Here is a 21794-nt window from a genome sequence, read left to right as displayed (position 1 = left end):
CAATAAATGAGGATCGTCTCATGTGCAACGGCCGCCGGGTCGTCTCTAATGATGGCTGACGGCAGCCAACAGGGACGACGATGGGAATTACGATTGCTTCGCTCGAGGACGACCTCTCGGACGCATCACTGATCCGCGAGGCCGCCGCGGCCGCGGGACACGCCTGCACGACGTTCACGCGCGGCTGCCAGCTGCTGCGGGCCCTGCGCGCGACACCTTTCGACATGCTGCTGATCGAATGGAACGTGGCCGGCGTGTCGGGGCGCGACGTGCTCGCGTGGGCGCGCGCGCATCTGGATCCGCGCCTGCCGGTGATGTTCGTGACCGTGCGCGACGGCGAGGCTGATATCGTCGAGATGCTCATGGCGGGCGCGGACGACTATATGGTCAAGCCCGTGCGCCCGGCGGAACTGATGGCGCGCATCCACGCGCTCGTGCGGCGCGCCTATCCGGAGAGCCTGCCCGGCGGGGCGATCGTGGCGCGGGGCAGCTTCGTGTTCGATGGGGCCGCGCGCGTGGCCACGCGCGACGGCGTGGAGGTCATCCTCACGCCGAAGGAGTTCGATCTGGCGATGCTGCTATTCCGGTACGAGGGCCGCGTCGTGTCGCGCGAGCATATGGTCGCCGCGGTCTGGGGCCACGACCTCTCGCCGATGTCGCGCACGATCGATACGCATATCTCGCGCGTCCGGACCAAGCTGCAGCTCGTCGCCTCGCAGGGCGCGCGGCTGGCGCCGGTCTACACGCACGGGTACCGCCTGGAGCTGTTCGAGGATGCGCCGCCGGACGCGTCGGCAGATTGGCTGCCGGCAACAAAAAAGGCGCCCGAAGGCGCCTTTCCCGTCAACACACCGATCGATTGACCGGCCGCCAATCAGAAGATGTGGCGGATACCAGCGGCGACGCCGGTCTGGTTGTTCTTGCCAGGCAGGTTCGCCTCGGCACCACCGGTCACCTTGTTGTAGTCCACGGTACCGTAGACCTGGGTGCGCTTCGACAGCGAGTACTCGGCCAGCAGCACGCCCGTGTAACGGTTGCCGCTGTTGTCGTTCACGCCGTAGGCGTTCTTGATGTGGTCGCCGTAGAACACGCCCGTGACGGCCAGGGCCGGCGTCACCTGGTAGGTCGCGCCCACGTAGCCGATCAGGTCCTTGCGCGGGTTGGCGCCGTAGTTGCGCGTCGTTGCGGGCGGCAGGGTAGCCGGGTTCGGCGAGAAGAAGTTCGCGTCGATCGTGCCCGTGCTGTCACGGCCACCGATGTAACCCAGGAACAGCTTTGCCGGTCCGATGGTGTACTTACCAGCAGCGCCCCACATTTGCTGCTTGTTGCTGTTGGCGTCCTTGATTTCCTGGTACACGCCGCCGATGCCGAACGGTCCGAATTCATACGCGGCGCGGGTGCCCCAGTACGAGCTCTTGGTCGTGCTGCCCGGGACTTCGCCGAAGCCGTAGCTGGCGCCGACGCTCAGGCCGCTGAACGCGCCCGAATAGCTGACCACGTTGTTGTTGCGGAACTGGGTCAGGAAGAACGGCCACGCGTTGTTGTCGTAGTTGCCGATCGTCAGCGGATCATAGTCGCCGAAGAAGTTGAAGCCTTCCGTGTATTGGCGGCCCAGCTTGATGGCACCGAAATCACCCGAGAGACCCACATAGGCTTGACGACCGAACAGCGAACCGCCCTGGTTGGCACGGCCCGTATCCGGGTCGAAACCGTTTTCCAGCTGGAAGATTGCCTTCAGGTTGTTACCGAGGGCTTCCGCACCCTTCAGGCCCCAGCGGCTGTTGGTGATTGCGCCGTTGGTCAGTTGGGTCTGGCTGTGGTTGGCGGCGTCCGCGTTGGTCTGGAAGCGGATGCTCTGGTCAACGATCCCGTACAGCGTCACCGACGTCTGGGCGAAGGCGCTCCCAGCGCACAACGAGCCGATAGCGAGAGTCAGTAGCGATTTCTTCATGGTGCTCCTTTTCTGTCTTGTGGTGTTCGCAGCCGGATCACGGCGCGATTGGTCTACGTTTCCTGTAAACGCCGCGAAAATTTAACAAAAGGCTGAACTTTTCGACATAAAACTGAAGTCGAGGCCGTCCTCAGGAAGACATTTGGTGCAAATCCGTTGGTTTGCCGCTACACCCTGTTACGGGGGCAACTTGATGGTGCAATGCGGCAAGCGCCATGTCGGTGCATGAGCGCCGGCAACGGGTATGCAGAAAGGGAGCGAGAGCGGGGATGCAGCGCATGCAGGGGATGCATGTTGCAGTGCGGAAATCCCCACGAACGGGGGAAGGGTTACTACGGAGACGGCACGAGCGTGCCGTCTCTGGGACATCGTCGATCGCGCGGGGTCAGCTCTGCGGAATCTCGATCTTGATATCGAGCACCTCGAGGTTGTCCTGACGCTCGAGGTTCACGCGCAGATCCTGGTCGCTGATCTTTACGTACTTCGAAATCACGGCCACCAGCTCGCGCTGGAGCGCGGGCAGGTAGTCGGCGGGCGCCGAATGGCCATGGCGTTCGTGGGCGAGAATGATCTGCAGCCGCTCCTTGGCGACCGACGCGGACTTCTTCTTCTCCCCCAGCAGGAAGGACAGGATCGACATGGATGAGTCCTCCTTACTTGTTGCCGAAGATGCGCGAGAGCAGGCCCGGCTTCTGGTAGTCGGTAAAACGCATGGGCTTTTCCTTGCCGAGGAAGCGGTCCACGACGTCGCCGTAGGCATCGGCCACGTCGGTTCCTTCCAGGTGGATGGCCGGCGTCCCCTGGTTGGAAGCATGGAGCACCGCCTCGGATTCGGGGACCACGCCGATCAGTTTGATGCGCAGAATCTCCTGAATATCCTGAAGCGACAACATTTCTCCGCCATGCACGCGCTTCGGGTTGTAGCGCGTGATCAGCAGGTGCTCCTTGATTGGCTCGCCGCCTTCGCTGGCGCGCTTGGTCTTGGACGCCAGGATGCCGAGGATACGGTCCGAATCGCGCACGGACGACACCTCGGGGTTCGTCACCACGAGCGCCTCGTCGGCGAAGTACATGGCCATGAGCGCGCCGGTCTCGATGCCCGCGGGCGAATCGCACACGATGTACTCGAAGCCCTGTTCCTTGAGGCCGTTGATGACCTTTTCCACGCCTTCACGCGTCAGCGCTTCCTTGTCGCGCGTCTGCGAGGCCGGCAGGATGAACAGGTTTTCGCACTTCTTGTCCTTGATCAGGGCCTGATGCAGGTTGGCTTCGCCCTGGACCACATTGATCAGGTCGTACACCACGCGGCGCTCGCAACCCATGATCAGGTCGAGGTTGCGCAGGCCGACGTCGAAGTCGATCACGACGGTCTTGTGGCCACGCAGGGCGAGGCCAGCGGCAAAGCTGGCGCTGGTGGTGGTCTTGCCGACGCCTCCCTTGCCGGAGGTCACTACGATGATTTTTGCCATGGCTCTTTGGTCCAGTAAGGGTGCTAGATAGATCGATCCCGGTCCCCGCGGGTCACTTCATCCGCAGCGGCTCGAGAATCAGTTTTTCGTCGGCCAGGCGAACCTGGGCGGATTTGCCGAGCACATTGGCCGGGAGTGTCTGCTCCGCGGTCCGATAGATGCCGGCGATGGAAATGAGTTCGGGCTCCAGGCACGTGCAGAAGATGCGCGCGTCGTGGTTGCCCTTGACGCCCGCCAGCGCGCGGCCGCGCAGCGGGGCGTAGATATGGATGTTGCCTTCTGCGATCACCTCGGCCCCGTAGCTGACGAGGTCGAGAATCACGACGTCGCCCTGCGCGTAGACCTGCTGGCCCGAGCGCAGCGGCTTGTCGATCAGCATGGTCGGCACGGCGCGCGCGCTGGCCGCGGCCAGGATGCCGGCCACGTCGGCCACGGGCGCAGCCACGCGGGCGGCCTCCGGCGCGGCGGCAGCAGCGGTCTCGCCGGATTGGGCGGTCTCGTCGGATTCGGCGGCAGCCGGCTCCGGTGCGGGCTCCGCGGCTTCCTCGCGGCCGCCGCGGCGGCTCTGGCTATCCAGTAGCGGCAAGCCATAGGCTTCCGCCCACTCGCGCTGGTCCGCGCGGGCCACCACGCCGATGGCGCGGGCGCGCAGCGTGCCCAGTGTCTCGATCAGACGGTCGATACCGACCCGCTCGTCGCCTTCGAGGCGGCGCAGGTCCAGTGCGATGACGTCGTTGGAGAAGAAATCGGGGGTCGCTTCGAAACGGGAGAGGAGGTCGTCCCGCAAGGCGTCCGTATCCGCGGTCTTGAGAGCGAGAAGGAGGGCGTCGACATTGCCGCTACGCAGCTCGAAGCGTGGCGATTTCTTCTGGGACATAGTCGGGTGACCGTGGAAATGCGACATTCTAACGTCGTCTACGCGGCGAACTGTAACAATTCGCCAGTTGATGGCCGCAGGTGCCCGATGGTCGCCATGCGCGGTGTCGGCGTGACGCCGATGCACACGATGCCCCGACTCTTGCTAGGATGCCGCATCCGAAAACGGGAGACTCCATGGGTGCAGTGGTCAATTGCGTGGCCTATCGCGATGGCAAGAAGCTCGGCACGGTCGAGGTCGACGCGATCTCGGACGTGCTGTCGGAGGAGGGCACGTTCGTCTGGCTGGGCCTGCACGAGCCCGACCTGGCCCTGCTGCGCAAGGTGCAGCGCGAATTCGGGCTCCACGATCTCGCGGTCGAGGACGCGCTCGATGCCCACCAGCGTCCCAAGATCGAGACGTATGGCGACTCCGTCTTTATCGTGCTGAACACGGCGCAGCTCGTGGGCGAGGAAGTGGTCGTCGGCGAGACGCATATCTTCGTCGGCCCGCGCTATGTGGTTTCGGTGCGCCACGGGGCCAGCAGCACGTACACGCCCGTGCGCGAGCGCTGCGAGCAGGACCCGCAGGGGCTCGCGCACGGACCGGGCTATGTGCTCTACGCGCTGATGGACTTCGTGGTCGATCAGTACATGCCCATCGTCAACCGGCTCGAGGACACGTTCGAGAAGCTCGAGCAGAACATCTTCCGCGACGAGTTCGACCGCGCGGCGCTGGAACGGCTCTACCGCATCAAGAGCCAGGTGCTGCGGCTGCGCAATGCGGTGTTCCCCGTCGAAGACATCTGCAGCCAGCTGATCCGCCTGCACGAGGACCTCGTGCCGAAGGACCTGCGCGCGTATTTCCGCGATATCGAGGACCATGCGAGCCGGCTCGTGCGCACGCTCGATGTCGTGCGCGAAATGCTGACGACGGCGGTGCAGGTCAATCTTGCGCTCGTGACCGTCGCGCAGAACGAGGTGGTCAAGCGGCTGGCGGGCTGGGGCGCCATCCTCGCCATTCCGACCGTCGTGTTCAGCCTGTACGGGATGAACTTCGAATGGATGCCCGAGCTCAAATTCCACTACGCGTATCCGATCGTCATCGGCATTACGTCGGTCGCGTGCGGCGGCCTCTGGCGCAAGCTGCACAAGGCCGGCTGGCTCTGAGCCCACGGCCGCGGGGCGCACCCGGCGGCCGTTTTTATATTTTCTTTACACCCCCCTCCGCCCTCTCTACCCCCTTTTTACCCCCCAATCCCTAACCTCCCTTCCGTGAATCACTCACGTAGGCAGTTGCCATGGACGGGATCTATTTCATCGTGTTGTTGGGGTTTGGCGCGCTAACGGGCGCGCTACTGGCGCTGTGCGCCGCGCTGGGCGCGCAGCCGCCATCCGAGCCGAACGGGAAGACCGGCGCCGACGAACGGGGGCGCTGATGAACTGGACCGACCTCCTGAGCGGCGGCCTGGCCGTCGCCATCTTCATCTACCTGCTCGTCGCGCTGTTCCGGCCGGAGAAATTCTGATGTCTTCCCATTCGATTACGCCTCAGTTTCTGGGGCTGCTCGCGCTCTTCCTCGCGATCCTGTTCATCGTGGGGCCGTTCCTCGGCCGCTATATGCGCCGCGCGATGGAAGAGGGCAACTATGTGCTGACGGCCTGGGGCCGCCCCCTCGAACGCCTGATCTATCGCCTCGGCGGCGTGCGCCCCGAGGCCGAGATGGGCTGGAAGCAGTACGCGATCGCGCTGATCGTGTTCAACGTGCTCGGCGTGATCGCCGTCTACGCACTGCAGCGCCTGCAGGGCATGCTGCCGCTGAATCCGCAGGGCTTCGGCGCGGTGTCGCCCGATTCGTCGTTCAACACCGCCATCAGCTTCGTCGCCAACACGAACTGGCAGGGCTATGCCGGCGAATCGACGATGAGCTACCTCACGCAGATGCTCGCGCTGACCGTGCAGAACTTCGTGTCGGCCGCGACGGGTATCGCCGTCGTGTTCGCGCTGATCCGCGGGTTTGCGCGCCATACCGCGCACACCATCGGCAACTTCTGGACCGACATGGTGCGCAGCACGCTGTACATCCTGCTGCCGCTTTCGGTCGTCATGGCCGTGGCGCTCGTGGGCCAGGGCGTGATCCAGAACTTCGACGCGTACAAGGACGTGTCGCTCGTCACCGAAGTGGAATACACGCAGCCGAAGGTCGATGCCGCGGGCCAGCCCGTGCTCGACAAGGAAGGCAAGCCCGTGACCGAGGCGGCAAAGACCTCGACGCAGCAGCTCGCGATGGGCCCCGTGGCGTCGCAGGAGGCGATCAAGATGCTCGGCACGAACGGTGGCGGCTTCTTCAATGCGAACTCCGCCCATCCGTTCGAAAACCCGACGCCGTTCTCCAACATGCTGGAGATGCTCGCGATCTTCCTGATTCCCGCCGCGCTGTGCTTCACGTTCGGCGAGATGGTGCGCGACCGCCGGCAGGGCGTGGCGGTCATCGCCTCGATGACGGTGATCTTCGTCGTGATGGCACTGGCCGCGATGGCGTCGGAAGGCCAGATCACGGCCGCGCTCTCGCAGCTGCCGATCGATCATGCCGCGTCCGCGCTGCAGGCGGGCGGCAACATGGAAGGCAAGGAAGTGCGCTTCGGCATCTCCGCCAGCGCGCTGTTCGCGACGATCACGACCGCGGCGTCGTGCGGCGCCGTCAACGCCATGCACGACTCGTTCACGGCCATCGGCGGACTCGTGCCGATGCTGCTGATGCAGCTGGGCGAAGTGGTGTTCGGCGGCGTGGGTTCGGGCCTGTACGGCATGCTCGTCTACGCGGTCCTGGCCGTGTTCATCGCGGGGCTGATGATCGGCCGCACGCCGGAGTACCTGGGCAAGAAGATCGAGACGTACGAGATGAAGATGACCGCGGTGGCCATTCTCGTCACGCCGCTGCTGGTGCTCATGGGTACCGCCATCGCGGTGCTCGCCGAACCGGGCCGCGCCGGTGTCTTCAACCCCGGCACGCATGGCTTCTCCGAAGTCCTGTACGCGCTCTCGTCGGCGGCCAACAACAATGGCAGCGCGTTCGCGGGCCTGTCCGCCAATACGCCGTTCTACAACGTGCTGCTGGCCGCGGCCATGTGGTTCGGCCGCTTCTGGATCATCGTGCCCGTGCTAGCCATGGCCGGTTCGCTCGCGGCCAAGAAGCGCACGCCGGTCACGGCCGGCACCATGCCCACGCATGGTCCGCTGTTCGTCGTGCTGCTGGTCGGCTCGGTGCTGCTGGTGGGCGCCCTGACCTATGTGCCCGCGCTCGCGCTGGGCCCGGTGGCGGAACAGCTGCAGTCTTCGCAGCCCGCGGCGGTAACCGCGGCCTCGCGTTAATTCGGAGCTTCGTATGCAACAAGATTCCACGGCAACGCGTACCAACAAACACGCGGCCGACAATCAGCAAGGCGCCACCCGGACCGCCATCGTGCAGCCCGGCCGCGCCACCCAGCCGCGCGCGTCGCGCAGCATGTTCGCGCCGGAACTGGTCAAGCCCGCCATCGCCGACGCGTTCCGCAAGCTCGCGCCGCGCGACCAGTTGCGCAACCCGGTGATGTTCGTGGTCTATGCGGGCAGCATCCTGACGACGATCCTGTTCCTGCGCGCGCTCGTGCAACCGAGCGAGGGCGAATCGGCGGGCTTCATCCTCGCCGTGACCGTGTGGCTCTGGTTCACGGTGCTGTTCGCGAACTTCGCCGAAGCGCTCGCCGAGGGCCGCAGCAAGCAGCAGGCGGCCGCGCTGCGCGGACTCAAGACCACGGTCACCGCGCGCGTCGTGCGCGCTGGCCGCAAGGACTACCGCGCGATCAGCGCTACCGAGCCGCGACCGGCCACGGCGCTGCGCAAGGGCGACATCGTGCTCGTGGAAGCGGGCGATACGATTCCGGGCGACGGCGAGGTGATCGAGGGCGTGGCATCGGTCGATGAGTCGGCCATCACCGGCGAATCGGCGCCCGTGATCCGCGAGTCCGGCGGCGACTTCTCGTCGGTGACGGGCGGCACGCGCGTGCTGTCGGACTGGATCGTGGTGCAGATCACGACCAATCCCGGCGAAAGCTTCATCGACCGCATGATCGGCATGGTCGAAGGCGCCAAGCGCCAGAAGACGCCGAACGAACTCGCGCTGACGATCCTGCTCGTCGGGCTCACGCTCGTGCTGCTGCTCGCCACGGCCACGCTGCAACCGTTCTCGCTGTATGCGGTGCTCGTGACGAAGCTCGGCGTGCCGGTATCGGTGACGGTGCTCGTGGCGCTGCTGGTATGCCTGATTCCGACGACGATCGGCGGTCTGCTGTCGGCAATCGGTGTGGCGGGCATGAGCCGCATGATGGAGGCGAACGTCATCGCGACCTCGGGCCGCGCGGTGGAAGCCGCGGGCGACGTCGATGTGCTGCTGCTCGACAAGACCGGCACGATCACGCACGGCAATCGCCAGGCTTCGCGCTTCGTGTGCGCGCCCGGTGTCACCGAGCGCCAGCTGGCCGAAGCCGCGTGGCTGTCGTCGCTCGCGGACGAGACGCCGGAAGGCCGCAGCATCGTCGCGCTGGCCCGCCAGCAGCCCGGCGCCGCCGCGCCGGAGCTCGGCAACCGCAGCATGGCCGCGCCCGTGTTCGTGCCCTTCAGCGCGCAGACGCGCATGAGCGGCGTCGATGTGGGGCAGGGGAATCAGGTGCGCAGCGTGCGCAAGGGTGCGGCCGAAGCGGTGCGCCGTTACGTGACGGAGCGCGCGGGCAAGTTCCCCGAGGCGGTGGTGCACGCGGTCGATGACATCGCGCGCGCCGGCAGCACGCCGCTCGTGGTCGCGGAGGCCGTGAGCGTCGGCACCGAGGACAGCGTGCGCGTGCTCGGCGTGATCGAGCTCAAGGACATCGTCAAGACCGGCATCAAGGAACGTTTCGGCGAACTTCGCAAGATGGGCATCCGCACGGTGATGATCACCGGCGACAACCGCCTGACGGCGGCGTCGATCGCGGCGGAGGCGGGCGTCGATGATTTCCTCGCCGAAGCCACGCCCGAAGCGAAGCTCGCAATGATCCGCGAGTTCCAGCGCGAAGGCCGCCTCGTGGCGATGACCGGCGACGGCACCAACGACGCGCCCGCGCTCGCGCAGGCCGACGTGGCGGTGGCGATGAACAGCGGCACGCAGGCCGCGCGCGAGGCCGGCAACATGGTCGACCTCGACAGCAACCCGACCAAGCTGATCGAGATCGTCGAGATCGGCAAGCAGATGCTGATGACGCGCGGCTCGCTGACGACGTTCTCCGTGGCCAACGATGTCGCGAAGTATTTCGCGATCATTCCGGCCGCGTTCGCCAGCACCTATCCGCAACTGAACCTGCTGAACGTGATGGGCCTGGCCACGCCGGCCTCCGCCATCATGTCCGCGGTGATCTTCAACGCGCTGATCATCGTCGCGCTGATTCCGCTCGCGCTGCGCGGCGTGGTCTACCGCCCGCTCGGCGCCGCGACGCTGCTGCGCCGCAATCTGCTGATCTATGGTCTCGGCGGGATTCTGGTGCCGTTCGTCGGCATCAAGCTCATCGACATGCTGCTCGTGATGTTTGGCTGGATCTGAGCCCGGAGTAACCTCATGCAATCGCAACTGAAAACCACCCCCGCTGCGTCGCCGCAGCCTCCCGTGCAGCAGGGCATGCTGCGTCCCGCGCTGACGTTGTTCGTCGCGCTGTCGATCGTGACGGGCCTGCTGTATCCGGGCGTGGTCACGGGCATCGCGCGCGCGGTGTTCCCGCACGAGGCCGCGGGCTCGCTGATCGTCAGGGATGGCAAGGTCGTCGGCTCCGAACTGATCGGCCAGCCGTTCTCCGATCCGAAGTACTTCTGGGGCCGCCTGTCGGCGACCGCGCCGATGCCGTACAACGCGGCCGCGTCGGTCGGCTCGAACCTGGGCCCGACCAACCCGGCGCTCACCGATGCCGCCAAGGCGCGCATCGACGCGCTGCGCGAGGCGGATCCGGGCAACGACAAGCCCGTGCCCGTCGATCTCGTGACCGCATCGGGCAGCGGACTGGACCCGCATATCAGCCCCGCGGCCGCGCAGTACCAGGCCGCCCGCGTGGCGCGCCTGCGCGGCGTGCCCTTGGCGAAGGTGGAGGCGCTGATCGCCGCGAACACGCGCAGCCCCGGGCTGGACGTGTTCGGCGAGCCGGGTGTCAACGTGCTGAAGCTGAACCTGGCACTCGATGCCATGAAGTAATGCCGCGCGGGGTTCCCCCTTCCGCACAAGAAGCAGGAACCCCGCTGGCCGTTGCGCCGTGGCAGAATCGCAGCGACTCTTCACCGAATACCGATGACCGAACCCGTCGCCCGCCCCGACCCGGATGATCTGCTCGAACGCGTGCAGGCGGAGGGCGCGCGCGCCGCGCGCGGCAAGCTGCGCGTGTATTTCGGCGCGTCGGCAGGCGTCGGCAAGACGTTTGCAATGCTCAGCGCGGCGCGCGCGCTGCGCATGCAGGGCACCGACGTCGTGATCGGCATCGTCGAGACGCATGGCCGCGCGGAGACCGAGGCGCTGCTGGACGGCCTCGAGCGGCTGCCGATGCGTGCGGTGCCGTACCGCGATCGCGTGCTCCAGGAATTCGACCTCGACGGCGCGCTCGCGCGGCGTCCCGCGCTCGTGCTCGTGGACGAACTCGCGCACTCCAACGCCGCGGGCAGCCGCCATCCGAAGCGCTGGCAGGACATCCAGGAGCTGCAGGCCGCGGGCATCGATGTCTGGACCACCGTCAACGTGCAGCATCTCGACAGCCTCAACCAGGCCGTCGGGGGCATTACCGGCGTGCGCGTATGGGAGACCGTGCCCGACGCCGTGTTCGACGGCGCGGACGAGGTCATGCTCGTCGATCTGCCCGCCGACGAACTGCTGCGGCGGTTGCGCGAGGGCAAGGTCTATCTGGCCGAACAGGCCCAGCAAGCCGCACGCAATTTCTTCCGCAAGGGCAACCTGATGGCGCTGCGCGAACTCGCGCTGCGCCGCACGGCCGATCGCGTCGACGACGATGTGCGCGCCTATCGCGATGCGCGCGCCATCGCGCCCGTATGGCGCACGCGCGAAGCGGTGCTCGCGTGCATCGGCAGCGGGGACGATGCGGAACAGGTCGTGCGCAGCGCGCGGCGACTTGCAAGCCAGCTCGACTGCGACTGGCACGTGGTGACGATCGCCACGCCGCGCCTCACGCCGCTTGCCGATACGGTGCGCGCGCGCATGCAGGCCGCGATGCAGCTTGCGGAGGAGCTCGGCGCGCGTACTGACACGCTCGCGGGCGATGACATGGTCGGCGCCGTCACGGGATACGTGCGCCGTCACAACCTGACCAAGGTCATCGTGGGCCGCGCGCGTACCGAATGGCCGCGTGAGGCCCACTGGCTCGAACGCGGACGCGCCTGGCTCGCCCGCGCGATGGCGCCCGCGCTGGGCGTCGGCAACCGGTTGATCGGGCGGCAGACCTTTGCGGATGCCCTGGCGGCGGGCTGCCCCGAGATCGACGTGATCCGCGTGGCGGCCGACACCACGCGTACCGAATTGCGGCCGCGCGCGGCCGGCCCCGGCGGGCTCGCGCCGAGCCCCGATGCGCGCACCGCGGAAGACGAGGCCGCGGCGGCGGAGGTCCGCCGCAAGCGCCTCTACGACTACGGCTGGGCCGTGCTCTGGTGCGGCGCGGCGTCGGCGCTGTCGATGCTCGCGCGGCCGTGGTTCGACCTCGTCAATATCGCGATGCTGTTCCTCGCGGCCGTCGTCGGTGTGGCACTGCGCCATGGCCGCGGGCCGGCAGCGTTCACTTCGGTGCTCGCGGTCGGATCGTTCGATTATTTCTTCGTCCCGCCGCGGCTGTCGTTCGCGGTCAGCGATGTGCAGTACCTGCTGACCTTCGTGGTGATGCTCACGGTCGGCCTCGTGATCGGTCAGCTGACGGCGGGCCTGCGCGAACAGGCGCGCGTCGCCGTGCGGCGCGAGACCGATGCGCGCACGCTGTACGAACTCGCGCGCGAGTTGTCGGCCGCGCTGACCGTCGAGCAGATCGGCGAGATCGGCAGCCGCTTTCTGCGCGCCGCGTTCGACGCGCAGGCGACGTTGTTCGTGGTGGGCGCGCAGGGTCGGCTGGTATCGCTTGCGATCGACGGCGGCCCGGACGCGGCGCAAAGAGATGCCGCCGACCTGCGCAGGGGCGAGGCCATCGACAAGGTACTGGCGCAATGGGTGTTCGATCACGGCCAGCCCGCAGGCACGGGTACGCATACGTTGCCGGGCAGCACCGTGCTGTACCTGCCGCTGAAGGCGCCGATGCAGACGCGCGGCGTGCTCGCGGTGGAGCCGCGCGCATGGCGCGCGCTCGCGGCGCCCGACCTGCGCCGCCAGGCGGACGTGTTCACGACGCTGATCGCGATTGCGATCGAGCGGCTGCACTACGTCGAGGTCGCGCAGCAGGCGCTGCTGTCGATCGAATCGGAGCGGCTGCGCAGTTCGCTGCTGGCCGCGGTATCGCACGATCTGCGCACGCCGCTCACGGGGCTGATCGGCATGGCAGAGACGCTGCAACGAACGGACCCACCGTTGCGCGACGACGTGGCGGCGACGGTCGATGCGATGCGCGGGCAGGCACAGCGCATGCGCACGATGGTCGTGAACCTGCTGGACATGGCGCGCCTGCAGCGGCACGACGTGGCATTGCAGCGCACGTGGCAGTCGCTGGAAGAACTCGTCGGTGCCGCGCTCGCGTCGCTGCGCGATGCGCTGGCCGGACATCGCGTGCGCGTGGCGGACCTGTCCGCATTGCCGCTCGTCGAATGCGATGGCGTGCTGATGGAACGCGTGCTGTGCAACCTGCTCGAGAACGCGGCCAAGTACACCCCGGCGGGGACCGAGATTCGGCTGCACGGCGCGATCGTCGGCGACGAGGTGCGTCTGGTCGTCGAGGACGATGGCCCCGGCGTCCCGCGCGGCCGCGAGCGGCAGATCTTCGAGAAGTTCGTGCGGGGCGACAGCGAATCGGCGACGGCCGGCGTGGGCCTCGGACTCGCGGTATGCGATGCGATCATGCAGGCGCATGGCGGACGGATCTGGGCCGATGCGGTGGAGGGCGCGGGCGCGCGCTTCACGCTGGCGCTGCCGCGCGGCAATCCGCCGGCGATCGAGCCGGAAATCCTGGAAACTGTGGACGTCGCGCCGCCATCGATGCGCGGCAAGGATTCTCACTGACATGCCTTTCGATTATTCGCCCACCGTCCTGCTCGTCGAAGACGAACCGCATATTCGCCGGTTCGTGCGCGAGTCGCTGCAGGCCGAGGGCTGCACGGTCCATGAAGCAGACACCCTCAAGCGCGGCCTGATCGATGCCGGCACGCGCCAGCCCGATATCGTGATCCTCGACCTCGGCCTGCCCGATGGCGACGGCATGACGCTGATCCGCGAGATGCGCACCTGGACCGAGGTACCGGTGCTCGTGCTGTCGGCCCGCACCGAGGAGTCGGACAAGATCGCCGCGCTCGATGCGGGCGCCGACGACTACCTGACCAAGCCCTTCGGCGTCGGAGAACTCGTCGCGCGCGTGCGCGTGCTGCTGCGGCGCCACGCCAGGACCAATCCGCAGGGGACGCCACAGATCGCGTTCGGCGACGTAAAGGTCGATCTCGCCAACCGCCTCGTGACGCGCGGCGAAGCCTCCATCCACCTGACGCCGATCGAATACCGGCTGCTCGCGGTGCTGATCGCCCATCGCGGCAAGGTCATGACGCACCGGGAACTGCTGCGCGAGGTCTGGGGCCCGTCGCACTCGGAAAGCAGCCACTACCTGCGCGTATATATGGGTCATCTGCGGCACAAGCTGGAGGCGGATCCGGCCCAGCCGGCACATTTGCTGACCGAGGTCGGCGTCGGCTACCGCTTCGCGGGATAGCGATGCGCTATATGCGGGAGAAATACAAGGCCGTAATTTCATAACGGTGGTATTTCTCCTGTGAATGGCGGAGGGCGCCTACACCGGACGCGAGCCTTCCCCACTACACTGGCAGGTGACTGGCGAACCGGAGCCTCCTTATGCCTGCCTTGCCCCCGCCGCGCCGCGCCTCCGGCGCGCGCATCCCGCCGATCTGGCGCGCCGCGCTGGCGTCAGCGATGGCGCTCGCCATCGCGTTGCCCGCGGCGGCCGCCACCCGGGCCGTCGCCACGGAGCGGCCCGCTCCCGCGCAATCGCAGACCCAGGCCGCCGTGGCCGACTACGACGCGGGCCGCTACGACGCCGCGCTGCAGGGTTTTGCCGCCGCGGCCAGGCAGGGCAACCGGCTGGCGCAATTCAATTACGCGATGATGCTGCTGCGCGGAGAAGGTACGCCCGCGAAGCCCGAGGAAGCCCTCGTGTGGTTGCGCAAGGCTGCCGATAACCAGATGACACACGCGCAGTACACGCTCGGCGATCTCTACGAACGGGGCGGCCTCGTGCCGAAATCGCTCGCCGAGGCCAACCGCTGGTACGCGATGGCCGCGCAGGGCGGGCATACGCAGGCGCAGATGGCGCTGGCCACCAATTACTTCACCGGCCGCGGGGTCGATCTCGACTACGGCAAGGCGTTCACGTGGTACAGCCGTGCCGCGACGGCCGGGGACGGCGGCGCGCAGTACATCGTCGGCAGCTATTACGAGCGTGGCGAGCCGGGCGTGGTGGAAAAGGATATCGAGCAGGCAAAGATCTGGTACGCCCGGTCGGCCGCGCACGGGGACCCCGGCGCGCTGGCCAAGCTGCGATCGCTGCTCGAGGAAACCGTACGCGCAAATGGCAACAAGGGAGCCAATGCCAAAGCGATGTAGCACCGGCGGCCATGCCATGGCCGACACACTCATGCCGCCGCCCGTGCCGGACGGCCATCTCGACGAACTGCGCGGACCCGACGGGGCGATGCGCGCGCCATGGGGCGGCTTCTACGAGGCGCTGGGCGCGCCGCGCGCGGACACGCTTGCCGCCCGCGCCGCCGCCGTGGCGCGGCAGGTCCGCGACAACGGCGTGACCTTCAACGTCCATGCGGAGGAGGACAGCGCGCGCGACTGGGCGCTGGAACTGCTGCCGTTCCTGATTGCAGAGGACGACTGGGCCGCGATCGAGGCGGGCGTGACCCAGCGCGCGGTGCTGGCCAACGCGATCATGGCCGATATCTATGGGCCGCAGACGCTGCTCGCGCGCGGCCTGCTGCCGCCGGGCCTCGTGTTCGGACATCCCTGCTATCTGCGCGGGCTCAAGGGCTACCAGCCCCCCGGCGGGAGCTTCCTGCAGATCGTCGCGGTCGACCTCGTCCATGGCGAGGGAGGCTGGACCGTGCTCGCGCATCGCACCGAAACCCCCGCGGGCATGGGCTACGCGCTCGAGAACCGGCTCATCGTCGCGGGCCAGCTTGCCGAGGCGTTCCGCGCGCAGCATGTGCGGCGTCTGCCGCCGGCCTTCGCGCAGTTGATCTCCACGCTCACCCACCTGCCGATCGAGGGCGTCTCCGGCGAGCGGCATCTCGTGCTGCTGACCCCGGGCCCGGCGAGCGCGATGTACTTCGAGCATGCGTTCCTCGCGCGTTACCTCGGTATCACGCTCGTCGAGGGCGGCGACCTGACGGTGCGCAACGACGTGGTCTACCTGAAGACGTTCGGCGGCCTCGAGCGCGTCGATGTGATCGTTCGCCGCGTCGATGACGTGCTGTGCGATCCGCTCGAATTGCGCGCGGATTCGATGGTCGGCGTGCCGGGGCTGCTCGAGGCGATGCGCGCGGGCAATGTGCTGATCTCCAATATGCCGGGCTCGGGCTTTCTCGAGTCGCCGGCGATTCACGGGTTTCTGCCGGGCATCGCCGAGGCACTGATCGGCGAGTCGCTGCGGCTGCCCGATGTGGACACGTGGTGGTGCGGCGAGGCGGCCGCGCGCGAGCGGGCCTTCGAGGCGCTGGGCGAGGCGTACGTCATGCCGACATACCCGGAAGCCCAGGCGGAAGCGGACGCGGAGATTGAAGCGGGCACGGAAGCCGAGATCGAAGCGGACATCGACTGCGAAACGCTCCCCGGGCAGGAACGCGGCGTGCAGCCATTGCCCGACTGGCGCGCGCGCATCGAGGCCATGCCCGACCGCTACACGATCCAGGCGCCGCTCGCGCTCTCGCACACGCCCTGCTGGGATGCGGGCGATCGCCGCATGCGCTCGCGCGCGGCCATGCTGCGCGTGTACGCCGTGTCCGATGGCAACGGTGGCTGGCAGGTGATGCCGGGCGGCTTCACGCGGCTCGCGCCCGCCGGCTGCGACGCGGTATCGATGCGCACCGGCGGCACGAGCGCGGACACGTGGGTGCTATCGACGCAGCCGATCGGCGCCACGCCGCTGACCGCGCGCACGGGCCTCGCCGCGCCCGCCGCGCAGGCACAGGCCGCGCTCACGGTGTCCAGCCGCGCCGCGGAGAATCTGTACTGGGGTGGCCGCTATGCCGAGCGCGCCGAGAACACGGTGCGCCTCTGCCGCCAGATTCTCGGCTCCATCGAGCGGCATGAGGAAACCGACGAAGGCGCGCTGGCGATGATCGGCAGTCTTGCACGGTGGTTCAGCCTCGTGCCCGAGGACACGCCGACACCCGATGCATCCGCGCCCGCTTCGTCTCCGGCGTCGCTCGCGGCGTTCGAGCGCCGCCTCGTCATGTCGCTGGCCGACCCGTCCGGCCGCTCGGGCGTGATGTATGCCCTCGCGGGCCACGCGCGCGCCGCGAGCCAGATCCGCAACCGGCTCTCCAACGATCACTGGCGCACGATTCTCGCCGCGCGCAACGACTTCCGCGCGGCGATGGCGGCCGCCTGCACGCCCGAGGGGAGCGGCGAGGGTGCCGATCGTGCCGACGGTGCCGGCCTCGGCTACGACCGCACGCGCGTGCTCGCGGCGCTCGACCACCTGAGCATGCAGCTCGGCGCGATCAGCGGCGCGCAGGGCGACCGCATGACGCGCGACGAGGCCTGGCGGCTGGTCTTTATCGGCCGGCATATCGAACGGATCGGCGGCCTCGCGCCGATGCTGGAGACTGCCGTGGAAACCGGCGCCCTGCTTACGCGGGGCGGCTTCGACCTGCTGCTGCACCTGTTCGACAGCACGCTGACCTTCCGCTCGCGGTATCCGGGCAGGACGGACCTCGCCCCCCTCGTGCAGTTGCTCGTGATCGAACCGACCAATCCGCGCGGACTCTATGGCGTGCTGGAGCGGCTGCGCGACAAGCTCGCGCAGATTCCCGCGGGCACCAGCGGCCAGGCGCGCGTGCCGCTTGTGGAAATGCTGCCGCCCGCCACGGCGCTGCCGTCGCTCACGGGGCTCGTGGAGGCCGATCCCGCGGGCCGCCACGCGAAGCTCGCGGCCTTGTGCGACCACCTCGGCGAGCGCATGGCGCGCATATCGGAGGAGATCGCCTCGCGCTATTTCAGCCACGCGGGCGCGGCGCCGGGCAAGGAGTTGTCATGAGCCAGTCCAGCACACCGGACGCATCGACCGCGGCGAACGCGGCCGCCGGATGCAGGCGGTGCATCCTCTCGGACGTGCCGGCGACGCTGACGACGCTTGCCGTGCAGCACGTGACGACCTATCGCTACGCGCATCCGGTCGAGCTCGCGCAGCAGCGCGCGGTCGCTTCGCCGTCCTCGTATCCATGGCAGAGCGTGCACGCGCACGGCATCGTCGTCCATCCCGGGCCCGCGCATCAGCATATGCGAACCGATGCATTCGGCAACGGCGTGCTGCATTTCATGCTCGACGTGCTGCACGAAGAGATGAGCGTGAGCGCAACGAGCCTCGTCACGCTGATGCCGCGGTGGGAAGGGTTCGATGCCGCGCGCAGCATGCCGTGGGAAGCGGCCGCGCAATGCCTGCGATTCACGGCGGGGCAGCCGTTCCATCGCGAGACCGAGTTCGTCTATGCATCGCCGAACGTGGCGCTGCATCCGGACCTGCGCGCGTACGCACTGCAAAGCTTCGGGCCGGGCGTGACCGTGGCCGCGGGGGCCATCGACCTGATGCATCGGATCCACGCGGACTTCGCCTATCGCAGCGAGACGACGGAGGTGCATACGCCCGCGCTGGAAGCGTTCGCGCTACGCAGCGGGGTATGCCAGGACTTCGCGCAGGTGATGATCGGCTGCCTGCGCTCGCTCGGACTCGCGGCGCGCTATGTGAGCGGCTATCTGCTGACCGATCCGCCGCCGGGCGAGGCGCGCCTGCTCGGGGCCGACGCGTCGCATGCGTGGGCGGGCGTCTGGTGCCCGGTGCTCGGCTGGATCGACCTCGACCCGACCAACGATGTACTGGCCGACACGCGCCACGTCACGCTGGCGATGGCGCGCGACTACAGCGATATCCCGCTGTTGCACGGCGTCATCGTCGGCGGCGGGGAACACGAGGTGGCGGTGCAGGTCAGCGTGGTGCCGCAGACCTGACACGCCAGGCGACGGGTTACGACAGCTTCTTCTTCAGCAGCTCGTTGACCTGCGCGGGGTTGGCCTTGCCCTTGGTGGCCTTCATGGCCTGACCCACCAGCGCGTTGAAGGCCTTTTCCTTGCCCGAGCGGAATTCCTCGACCGACTTCGCGTTGGCGGCCAGCACGTCGTCGATGATCTTCTCGAGCTCGCCGGTATCGGACATCTGCTTGAGGCCCTTGGCCGCGATGATCGCGTCGGCATCGCCGCCGGACTCGCCGGCCCACATGGCCGGGAACACGTCCTTCTTGGCGGTGTTGTTCGAGACGGTACCATCGGCAATACGCGCGAGCAGCCTGGCCAGCTGCGCCGGGCGGACCGGCGCCGCGTCGATCGCGATGCCGTCGCGGTTCAGCTGCGACGCCACGTCGCCCATGAGCCAGTTGGCCGCGGGCTTGGCGCTCGAGGCGCCCACTTCGCTCACGACGGCCTCGTAGTAGCCAGCGAGCGCCTTGCTCGCGGTCAGCATGCTCGCGTCGTACGCGGACAGGCCGTACTGCGCGACAAAGCGCGCCTGCATCGTCGCCGGCAGCTCGGGCAGGCTGTCGCGCACGCGCTCGATCCAGGCGTCGTCGATCTCGAGCGGCATCAGGTCCGGATCGGGGAAGTAGCGGTAGTCGTGCGCGTCTTCCTTCGTGCGCATCGCGCGCGTCTCGCCGGTATCGGGGTCGAACAGCACGGTGGCCTGCACGATCTTGCGGCCGTCCTCGATCTCGTTGATCTGCCACTGGATCTCGTATTCGATCGCCTGTTGCAGGAAGCGGAACGAGTTCAGGTTCTTGATCTCGCGGCGCGTGCCGAATTCCTTCTGGCCCACGGGGCGCACGGACACGTTCGCATCGCAGCGGAAGCTGCCTTCCTGCATGTTGCCGTCGCAGATGCCGAGCCAGACCACGAGCGAGTGCAGCGCCTTCGCGTAGGCCACGGCCTCCGCGGCGCTGCGCATGTCGGGTTCCGTCACGATCTCGAGCAGCGGCGTGCCGGCGCGGTTGAGGTCGATGCCCGTCATGCCCGCGAAGTCTTCGTGCAGGGACTTGCCCGCGTCTTCCTCGAGGTGCGCGCGCGTCAGCTGCACGGTCTTCTCGTAGACGCCCTGCTTGCCTTCCACCTGGATCGTGATGGCACCGCCCTGCACGACGGGAATCTCGTACTGGCTGATCTGGTAGCCCTTCGGCAGATCGGGATAGAAGTAGTTCTTGCGCGCGAAGATGCTGCGCGGCGCGATCTTCGCGCCGATGGCCAGCCCGAACTCGATCGCGCGCTCGACGGCGCCCTTGTTGAGCACGGGCAGCACGCCCGGCAGCGCGAGGTCCACCGGCGAAGCCTGCGTATTGGGCTCACCACCGAAGGCGGTGGACGTGCCCGAGAAAATCTTGGAGACCGTGGAGAGCTGCGTATGCGTCTCCAGGCCGATCACCACTTCCCATTGCGTGGATTGCATGGCGGTATTCCTGTACGTGTTCTGTATCTTGTGTATTACGGTTCGGTGCTGGACAGCCACGAATCGAGTTGCGCAAGTGCCGCCACGCGCGCGACGGCATCGCCGCCCACCGTGACATGTCCGCCGCGGCGCGTCGAGGCGACATCGCGGCGCACATGGAGCTCGCTGGTGCCGTCGAAGCCGTGATAGGCGCCCGGGTAGATCTCCAGGCGGAAGCGCGCGTTCGGCTGCCGCGCCTGCACCGCGCTCTGCAGCATCGCGCAGCGCGTCGCGGGCGTCCAGTCGTCGGCGCCGCCGATCATGACCAGCAGCGGCGAGCGCAGCCGGAAATTGTGCTGCTGCACCGCGCGCCGGCAGCCCGGATAGAACGCCACCGCGCGTTCGACGTTCGGCGTGGCGGCCGGCCAGGGCCGGCTTGCGTCGATCGTCGCGAGCACGGCCTGCGCGCCGTTGGACCAGCCGAGCAGCACCACGCGGCGCATGTCGATGCCGGACTGGCCCGAGAGCCAGCGAAGAGCGGCCAGCGCGTCGGCGCGTCGCGCCTTGTCGTCGAGGCCGCGCGCGTCGGGCGCTTCGTTGCAGCTGTTGTCCTTGCCGCGCGGGCCGTAGCTGTCGGGCATGAGCACCGCGTAGCCGCGTTCGTTGAGCCACTGCGCGTATTCGCGGTAGCGCGTCTGCAGCACGCCGGTCCTGCGTGTCTCGTCGAGCCCGTTGCAGCCGTGCAGGGCCACCACCACGGGCATGCCGCCGGCGCGCGTACCCGCGCTCTCGCGCGGCAGGAACCAGTATGCGGTGAGCGTGGGCATGCCGGGTTCGCCCGGTACCGTCACGCGCTGCGCGGGCACGGGCTGCGCCAGTGCGGCGCTCGCGGGCGAGGGCGGCGTCAGCACCGCGCTGGCGGGGGAGGACGGCATCATCGCGGGCACGGCCGCGGCCGGTAACGCGCACGCGGCGACGGCGAGCGCGGCAAACGCGCGCGTCGTGGTTCGTGCCAGCCTCCGCTGGAGGGCCCGGGCGAGCCGGACCGCGAGGGCGGAGTCGCCGAGACCCGTAGCGCTGTCGATCGTCATGTTCGTGCCCCTATCGCGTCGCGGCGCACGCGCCGGTACCCGGGTCGAACATCACGGGCCATGCCTGCTCGTAGATGCCCGGCGTGCAGCGCTGCTGGCAGTTCGCATGCGCGAGCGTGACGCGGCGCGGATCCTGCCAGACCATCAGCTTGCAGCCGCTGCCATCGTTCGCGCGCAGCTCGATGTGCGGGGACTTGCGGACCTGCCGGAAGTCGGCGAGGTCGAAGCTGCACGAGCCGCGCTTGCCCACCCACAGCTTCCACGACAGCTGCCGTACCGTGTTGTCATCGACGTTCAGCTGCGCATCCTCGCGGAAACCGTCTTCCTCGGTGCGCTGGCAGTTGCCCGCCAGGTCGATGTCGCGGCTCGCGATCGGGGTGGGACGTCCGAACGGCAACTGGATGCAGCCGCTCACCGCCAGGGCGAGTGCCATGGCGGCCAGGGCGCGGCGCAGCATCCGGTTGCTCGTCATCGTCGTCTGTTTCCT

19 protein-coding genes are annotated in these 21794 nt (G+C 67.9%); 12 read left to right on the top strand and 7 right to left on the bottom strand.

Translation table 11 applies throughout. The features are described from left to right. The first annotated feature begins 80 nt into the window (after positions 1-80). On the top strand, positions 81-863 hold the full coding sequence (locus tag FOB72_RS14470) for a response regulator transcription factor (RefSeq protein WP_191002155.1): 783 nt from the start codon (positions 81-83) through the stop codon (positions 861-863). A gap of 11 nt (positions 864-874) precedes the next feature. Here the strand turns inward: FOB72_RS14470 and FOB72_RS14465 are convergent, their stop codons facing one another. The 4 genes from FOB72_RS14465 to minC form a co-directional block, all read right to left on the bottom strand. Further along, complete coding sequence (locus FOB72_RS14465) at positions 875-1951, bottom strand: porin (RefSeq protein ID WP_150373232.1); 1077 nt, start codon at positions 1949-1951, stop codon at positions 875-877. A gap of 385 nt (positions 1952-2336) precedes the next feature. Beyond that, positions 2337-2591: a cell division topological specificity factor MinE gene (minE, locus tag FOB72_RS14460; RefSeq protein WP_150373231.1), complete on the bottom strand. Its 255-nt coding sequence runs from the start codon at positions 2589-2591 to the stop codon at positions 2337-2339. Positions 2592-2604: 13 nt separating this feature from the next. Further along, positions 2605-3420 carry a septum site-determining protein MinD gene (gene minD / locus FOB72_RS14455; protein WP_150373230.1) on the bottom strand — a complete coding sequence of 272 codons (816 nt, stop codon included), beginning with the start codon at positions 3418-3420 and terminating at the stop codon, positions 2605-2607. 52 nt (positions 3421-3472) lie between these two features. Then, a complete protein-coding gene (gene minC, locus FOB72_RS14450; RefSeq protein WP_150373228.1) occupies positions 3473-4297 on the bottom strand; it encodes a septum site-determining protein MinC in 825 nt (274 codons plus the stop codon). Between the two features lie 176 nt (positions 4298-4473). Here minC and FOB72_RS14445 point away from each other — a divergent pair, with 176 nt between their 5' ends. The 11 genes from FOB72_RS14445 (at position 4474) to FOB72_RS14400 (ending at position 18757) form a co-directional block, all read left to right on the top strand. After that, positions 4474-5445, top strand: coding sequence for a magnesium and cobalt transport protein CorA (locus FOB72_RS14445; protein ID WP_150373227.1), 972 nt, complete (start codon positions 4474-4476; stop codon positions 5443-5445). Between the two features lie 131 nt (positions 5446-5576). Continuing rightward, complete coding sequence (locus FOB72_RS32195; protein WP_191002154.1) at positions 5577-5714, top strand: hypothetical protein; 138 nt, start codon at positions 5577-5579, stop codon at positions 5712-5714. Next, entirely contained in the window at positions 5714-5803 is a 90-nt protein-coding gene (gene kdpF / locus FOB72_RS14440) for a K(+)-transporting ATPase subunit F (protein ID WP_109582419.1), read from the top strand. Before FOB72_RS32195 ends, kdpF begins: the two co-directional genes overlap by 1 nt. Positions 5804-5817: 14 nt before the next feature. Further along, positions 5818-7647 (top strand): potassium-transporting ATPase subunit KdpA, encoded by a 1830-nt coding sequence (gene kdpA, locus FOB72_RS14435; protein ID WP_191002249.1) that lies wholly within the window; start codon positions 5818-5820, stop codon positions 7645-7647. A gap of 133 nt (positions 7648-7780) precedes the next feature. After that, entirely contained in the window at positions 7781-9886 is a 2106-nt protein-coding gene (kdpB, locus tag FOB72_RS14430) for a potassium-transporting ATPase subunit KdpB (protein WP_223851527.1), read from the top strand. Positions 9887-9901: 15 nt separating this feature from the next. Beyond that, a complete protein-coding gene (gene kdpC, locus FOB72_RS14425; RefSeq protein ID WP_150373222.1) occupies positions 9902-10525 on the top strand; it encodes a potassium-transporting ATPase subunit KdpC in 624 nt (207 codons plus the stop codon). Between the two features lie 93 nt (positions 10526-10618). Beyond that, positions 10619-13525, top strand: a complete 2907-nt coding sequence (locus FOB72_RS14420; protein WP_150373221.1) for a sensor histidine kinase — start codon at positions 10619-10621, stop codon at positions 13523-13525. A 1-nt stretch (position 13526) separates the two neighbouring features. Further along, positions 13527-14222, top strand: a complete 696-nt coding sequence (gene kdpE / locus FOB72_RS14415; protein ID WP_150373219.1) for a two-component system response regulator KdpE — start codon at positions 13527-13529, stop codon at positions 14220-14222. A 140-nt stretch (positions 14223-14362) separates the two neighbouring features. Then, positions 14363-15130, top strand: coding sequence for a tetratricopeptide repeat protein (locus FOB72_RS14410; RefSeq protein WP_150373217.1), 768 nt, complete (start codon positions 14363-14365; stop codon positions 15128-15130). Between the two features lie 16 nt (positions 15131-15146). Further along, positions 15147-17789, top strand: coding sequence for a circularly permuted type 2 ATP-grasp protein (locus FOB72_RS14405; protein WP_223851345.1), 2643 nt, complete (start codon positions 15147-15149; stop codon positions 17787-17789). Continuing rightward, complete coding sequence (locus FOB72_RS14400) at positions 17786-18757, top strand: transglutaminase N-terminal domain-containing protein (protein ID WP_150373214.1); 972 nt, start codon at positions 17786-17788, stop codon at positions 18755-18757. The genes FOB72_RS14405 and FOB72_RS14400 overlap by 4 nt, the downstream gene beginning before the upstream one ends. A gap of 16 nt (positions 18758-18773) precedes the next feature. On the opposite strand, the gene gatB is transcribed toward FOB72_RS14400, so the two are convergent. Genes gatB through FOB72_RS14385 form a run of 3 tightly spaced genes read right to left on the bottom strand, consistent with a single transcriptional unit; the run spans position 18774 to position 21779 of the window. Then, complete coding sequence (gatB, locus tag FOB72_RS14395) at positions 18774-20237, bottom strand: Asp-tRNA(Asn)/Glu-tRNA(Gln) amidotransferase subunit GatB (protein WP_150373213.1); 1464 nt, start codon at positions 20235-20237, stop codon at positions 18774-18776. A 35-nt stretch (positions 20238-20272) separates the two neighbouring features. Then, complete coding sequence (locus FOB72_RS14390; protein ID WP_150373211.1) at positions 20273-21307, bottom strand: dienelactone hydrolase family protein; 1035 nt, start codon at positions 21305-21307, stop codon at positions 20273-20275. Between the two features lie 10 nt (positions 21308-21317). Further along, a complete protein-coding gene (locus tag FOB72_RS14385) occupies positions 21318-21779 on the bottom strand; it encodes a hypothetical protein (protein WP_150373210.1) in 462 nt (153 codons plus the stop codon). Between the last annotated feature and the right edge of the window lie 15 nt (positions 21780-21794).

The sequence above is a fragment of the Cupriavidus pauculus genome, assembly GCF_008693385.1.
GTDB classification, from domain to species: Bacteria; Pseudomonadota; Gammaproteobacteria; order Burkholderiales; family Burkholderiaceae; genus Cupriavidus; species Cupriavidus pauculus_D.
The sequence above is the reverse complement of the archived record's forward strand: the minus strand, read 5'-3'. Positions and strand labels throughout refer to the sequence as shown.

Bases quoted from the DNA above. Each gene is read 5' to 3' on its own strand.
- kdpC (WP_150373222.1), top strand. From the start codon at position 9,902: ATGCAATCGCAACTGAAAACCACCCCCGCTGCGTCGCCGCAGCCTCCC.
- kdpE (WP_150373219.1), top strand. From the start codon at position 13,527: ATGCCTTTCGATTATTCGCCCACCGTCCTGCTCGTCGAAGACGAACCG.
- gatB (WP_150373213.1), bottom strand. From the start codon at position 20,237: ATGCAATCCACGCAATGGGAAGTGGTGATCGGCCTGGAGACGCATACG.
- FOB72_RS14400 (WP_150373214.1), top strand. From the start codon at position 17,786: ATGAGCCAGTCCAGCACACCGGACGCATCGACCGCGGCGAACGCGGCC.
- FOB72_RS14410 (WP_150373217.1), top strand. From the start codon at position 14,363: ATGCCTGCCTTGCCCCCGCCGCGCCGCGCCTCCGGCGCGCGCATCCCG.
- FOB72_RS14405 (WP_223851345.1), top strand. From the start codon at position 15,147: ATGGCCGACACACTCATGCCGCCGCCCGTGCCGGACGGCCATCTCGAC.
- minC (WP_150373228.1), bottom strand. From the start codon at position 4,297: ATGTCCCAGAAGAAATCGCCACGCTTCGAGCTGCGTAGCGGCAATGTC.
- FOB72_RS14470 (WP_191002155.1), top strand. From the start codon at position 81: ATGGGAATTACGATTGCTTCGCTCGAGGACGACCTCTCGGACGCATCA.
- kdpF (WP_109582419.1), top strand. From the start codon at position 5,714: ATGAACTGGACCGACCTCCTGAGCGGCGGCCTGGCCGTCGCCATCTTC.
- FOB72_RS14420 (WP_150373221.1), top strand. From the start codon at position 10,619: ATGACCGAACCCGTCGCCCGCCCCGACCCGGATGATCTGCTCGAACGC.
- FOB72_RS14445 (WP_150373227.1), top strand. From the start codon at position 4,474: ATGGGTGCAGTGGTCAATTGCGTGGCCTATCGCGATGGCAAGAAGCTC.
- FOB72_RS14390 (WP_150373211.1), bottom strand. From the start codon at position 21,307: ATGACGATCGACAGCGCTACGGGTCTCGGCGACTCCGCCCTCGCGGTC.
- kdpB (WP_223851527.1), top strand. From the start codon at position 7,781: ATGTTCGCGCCGGAACTGGTCAAGCCCGCCATCGCCGACGCGTTCCGC.
- minE (WP_150373231.1), bottom strand. From the start codon at position 2,591: ATGTCGATCCTGTCCTTCCTGCTGGGGGAGAAGAAGAAGTCCGCGTCG.
- FOB72_RS14465 (WP_150373232.1), bottom strand. From the start codon at position 1,951: ATGAAGAAATCGCTACTGACTCTCGCTATCGGCTCGTTGTGCGCTGGG.
- FOB72_RS14385 (WP_150373210.1), bottom strand. From the start codon at position 21,779: ATGACGAGCAACCGGATGCTGCGCCGCGCCCTGGCCGCCATGGCACTC.
- FOB72_RS32195 (WP_191002154.1), top strand. From the start codon at position 5,577: ATGGACGGGATCTATTTCATCGTGTTGTTGGGGTTTGGCGCGCTAACG.
- minD (WP_150373230.1), bottom strand. From the start codon at position 3,420: ATGGCAAAAATCATCGTAGTGACCTCCGGCAAGGGAGGCGTCGGCAAG.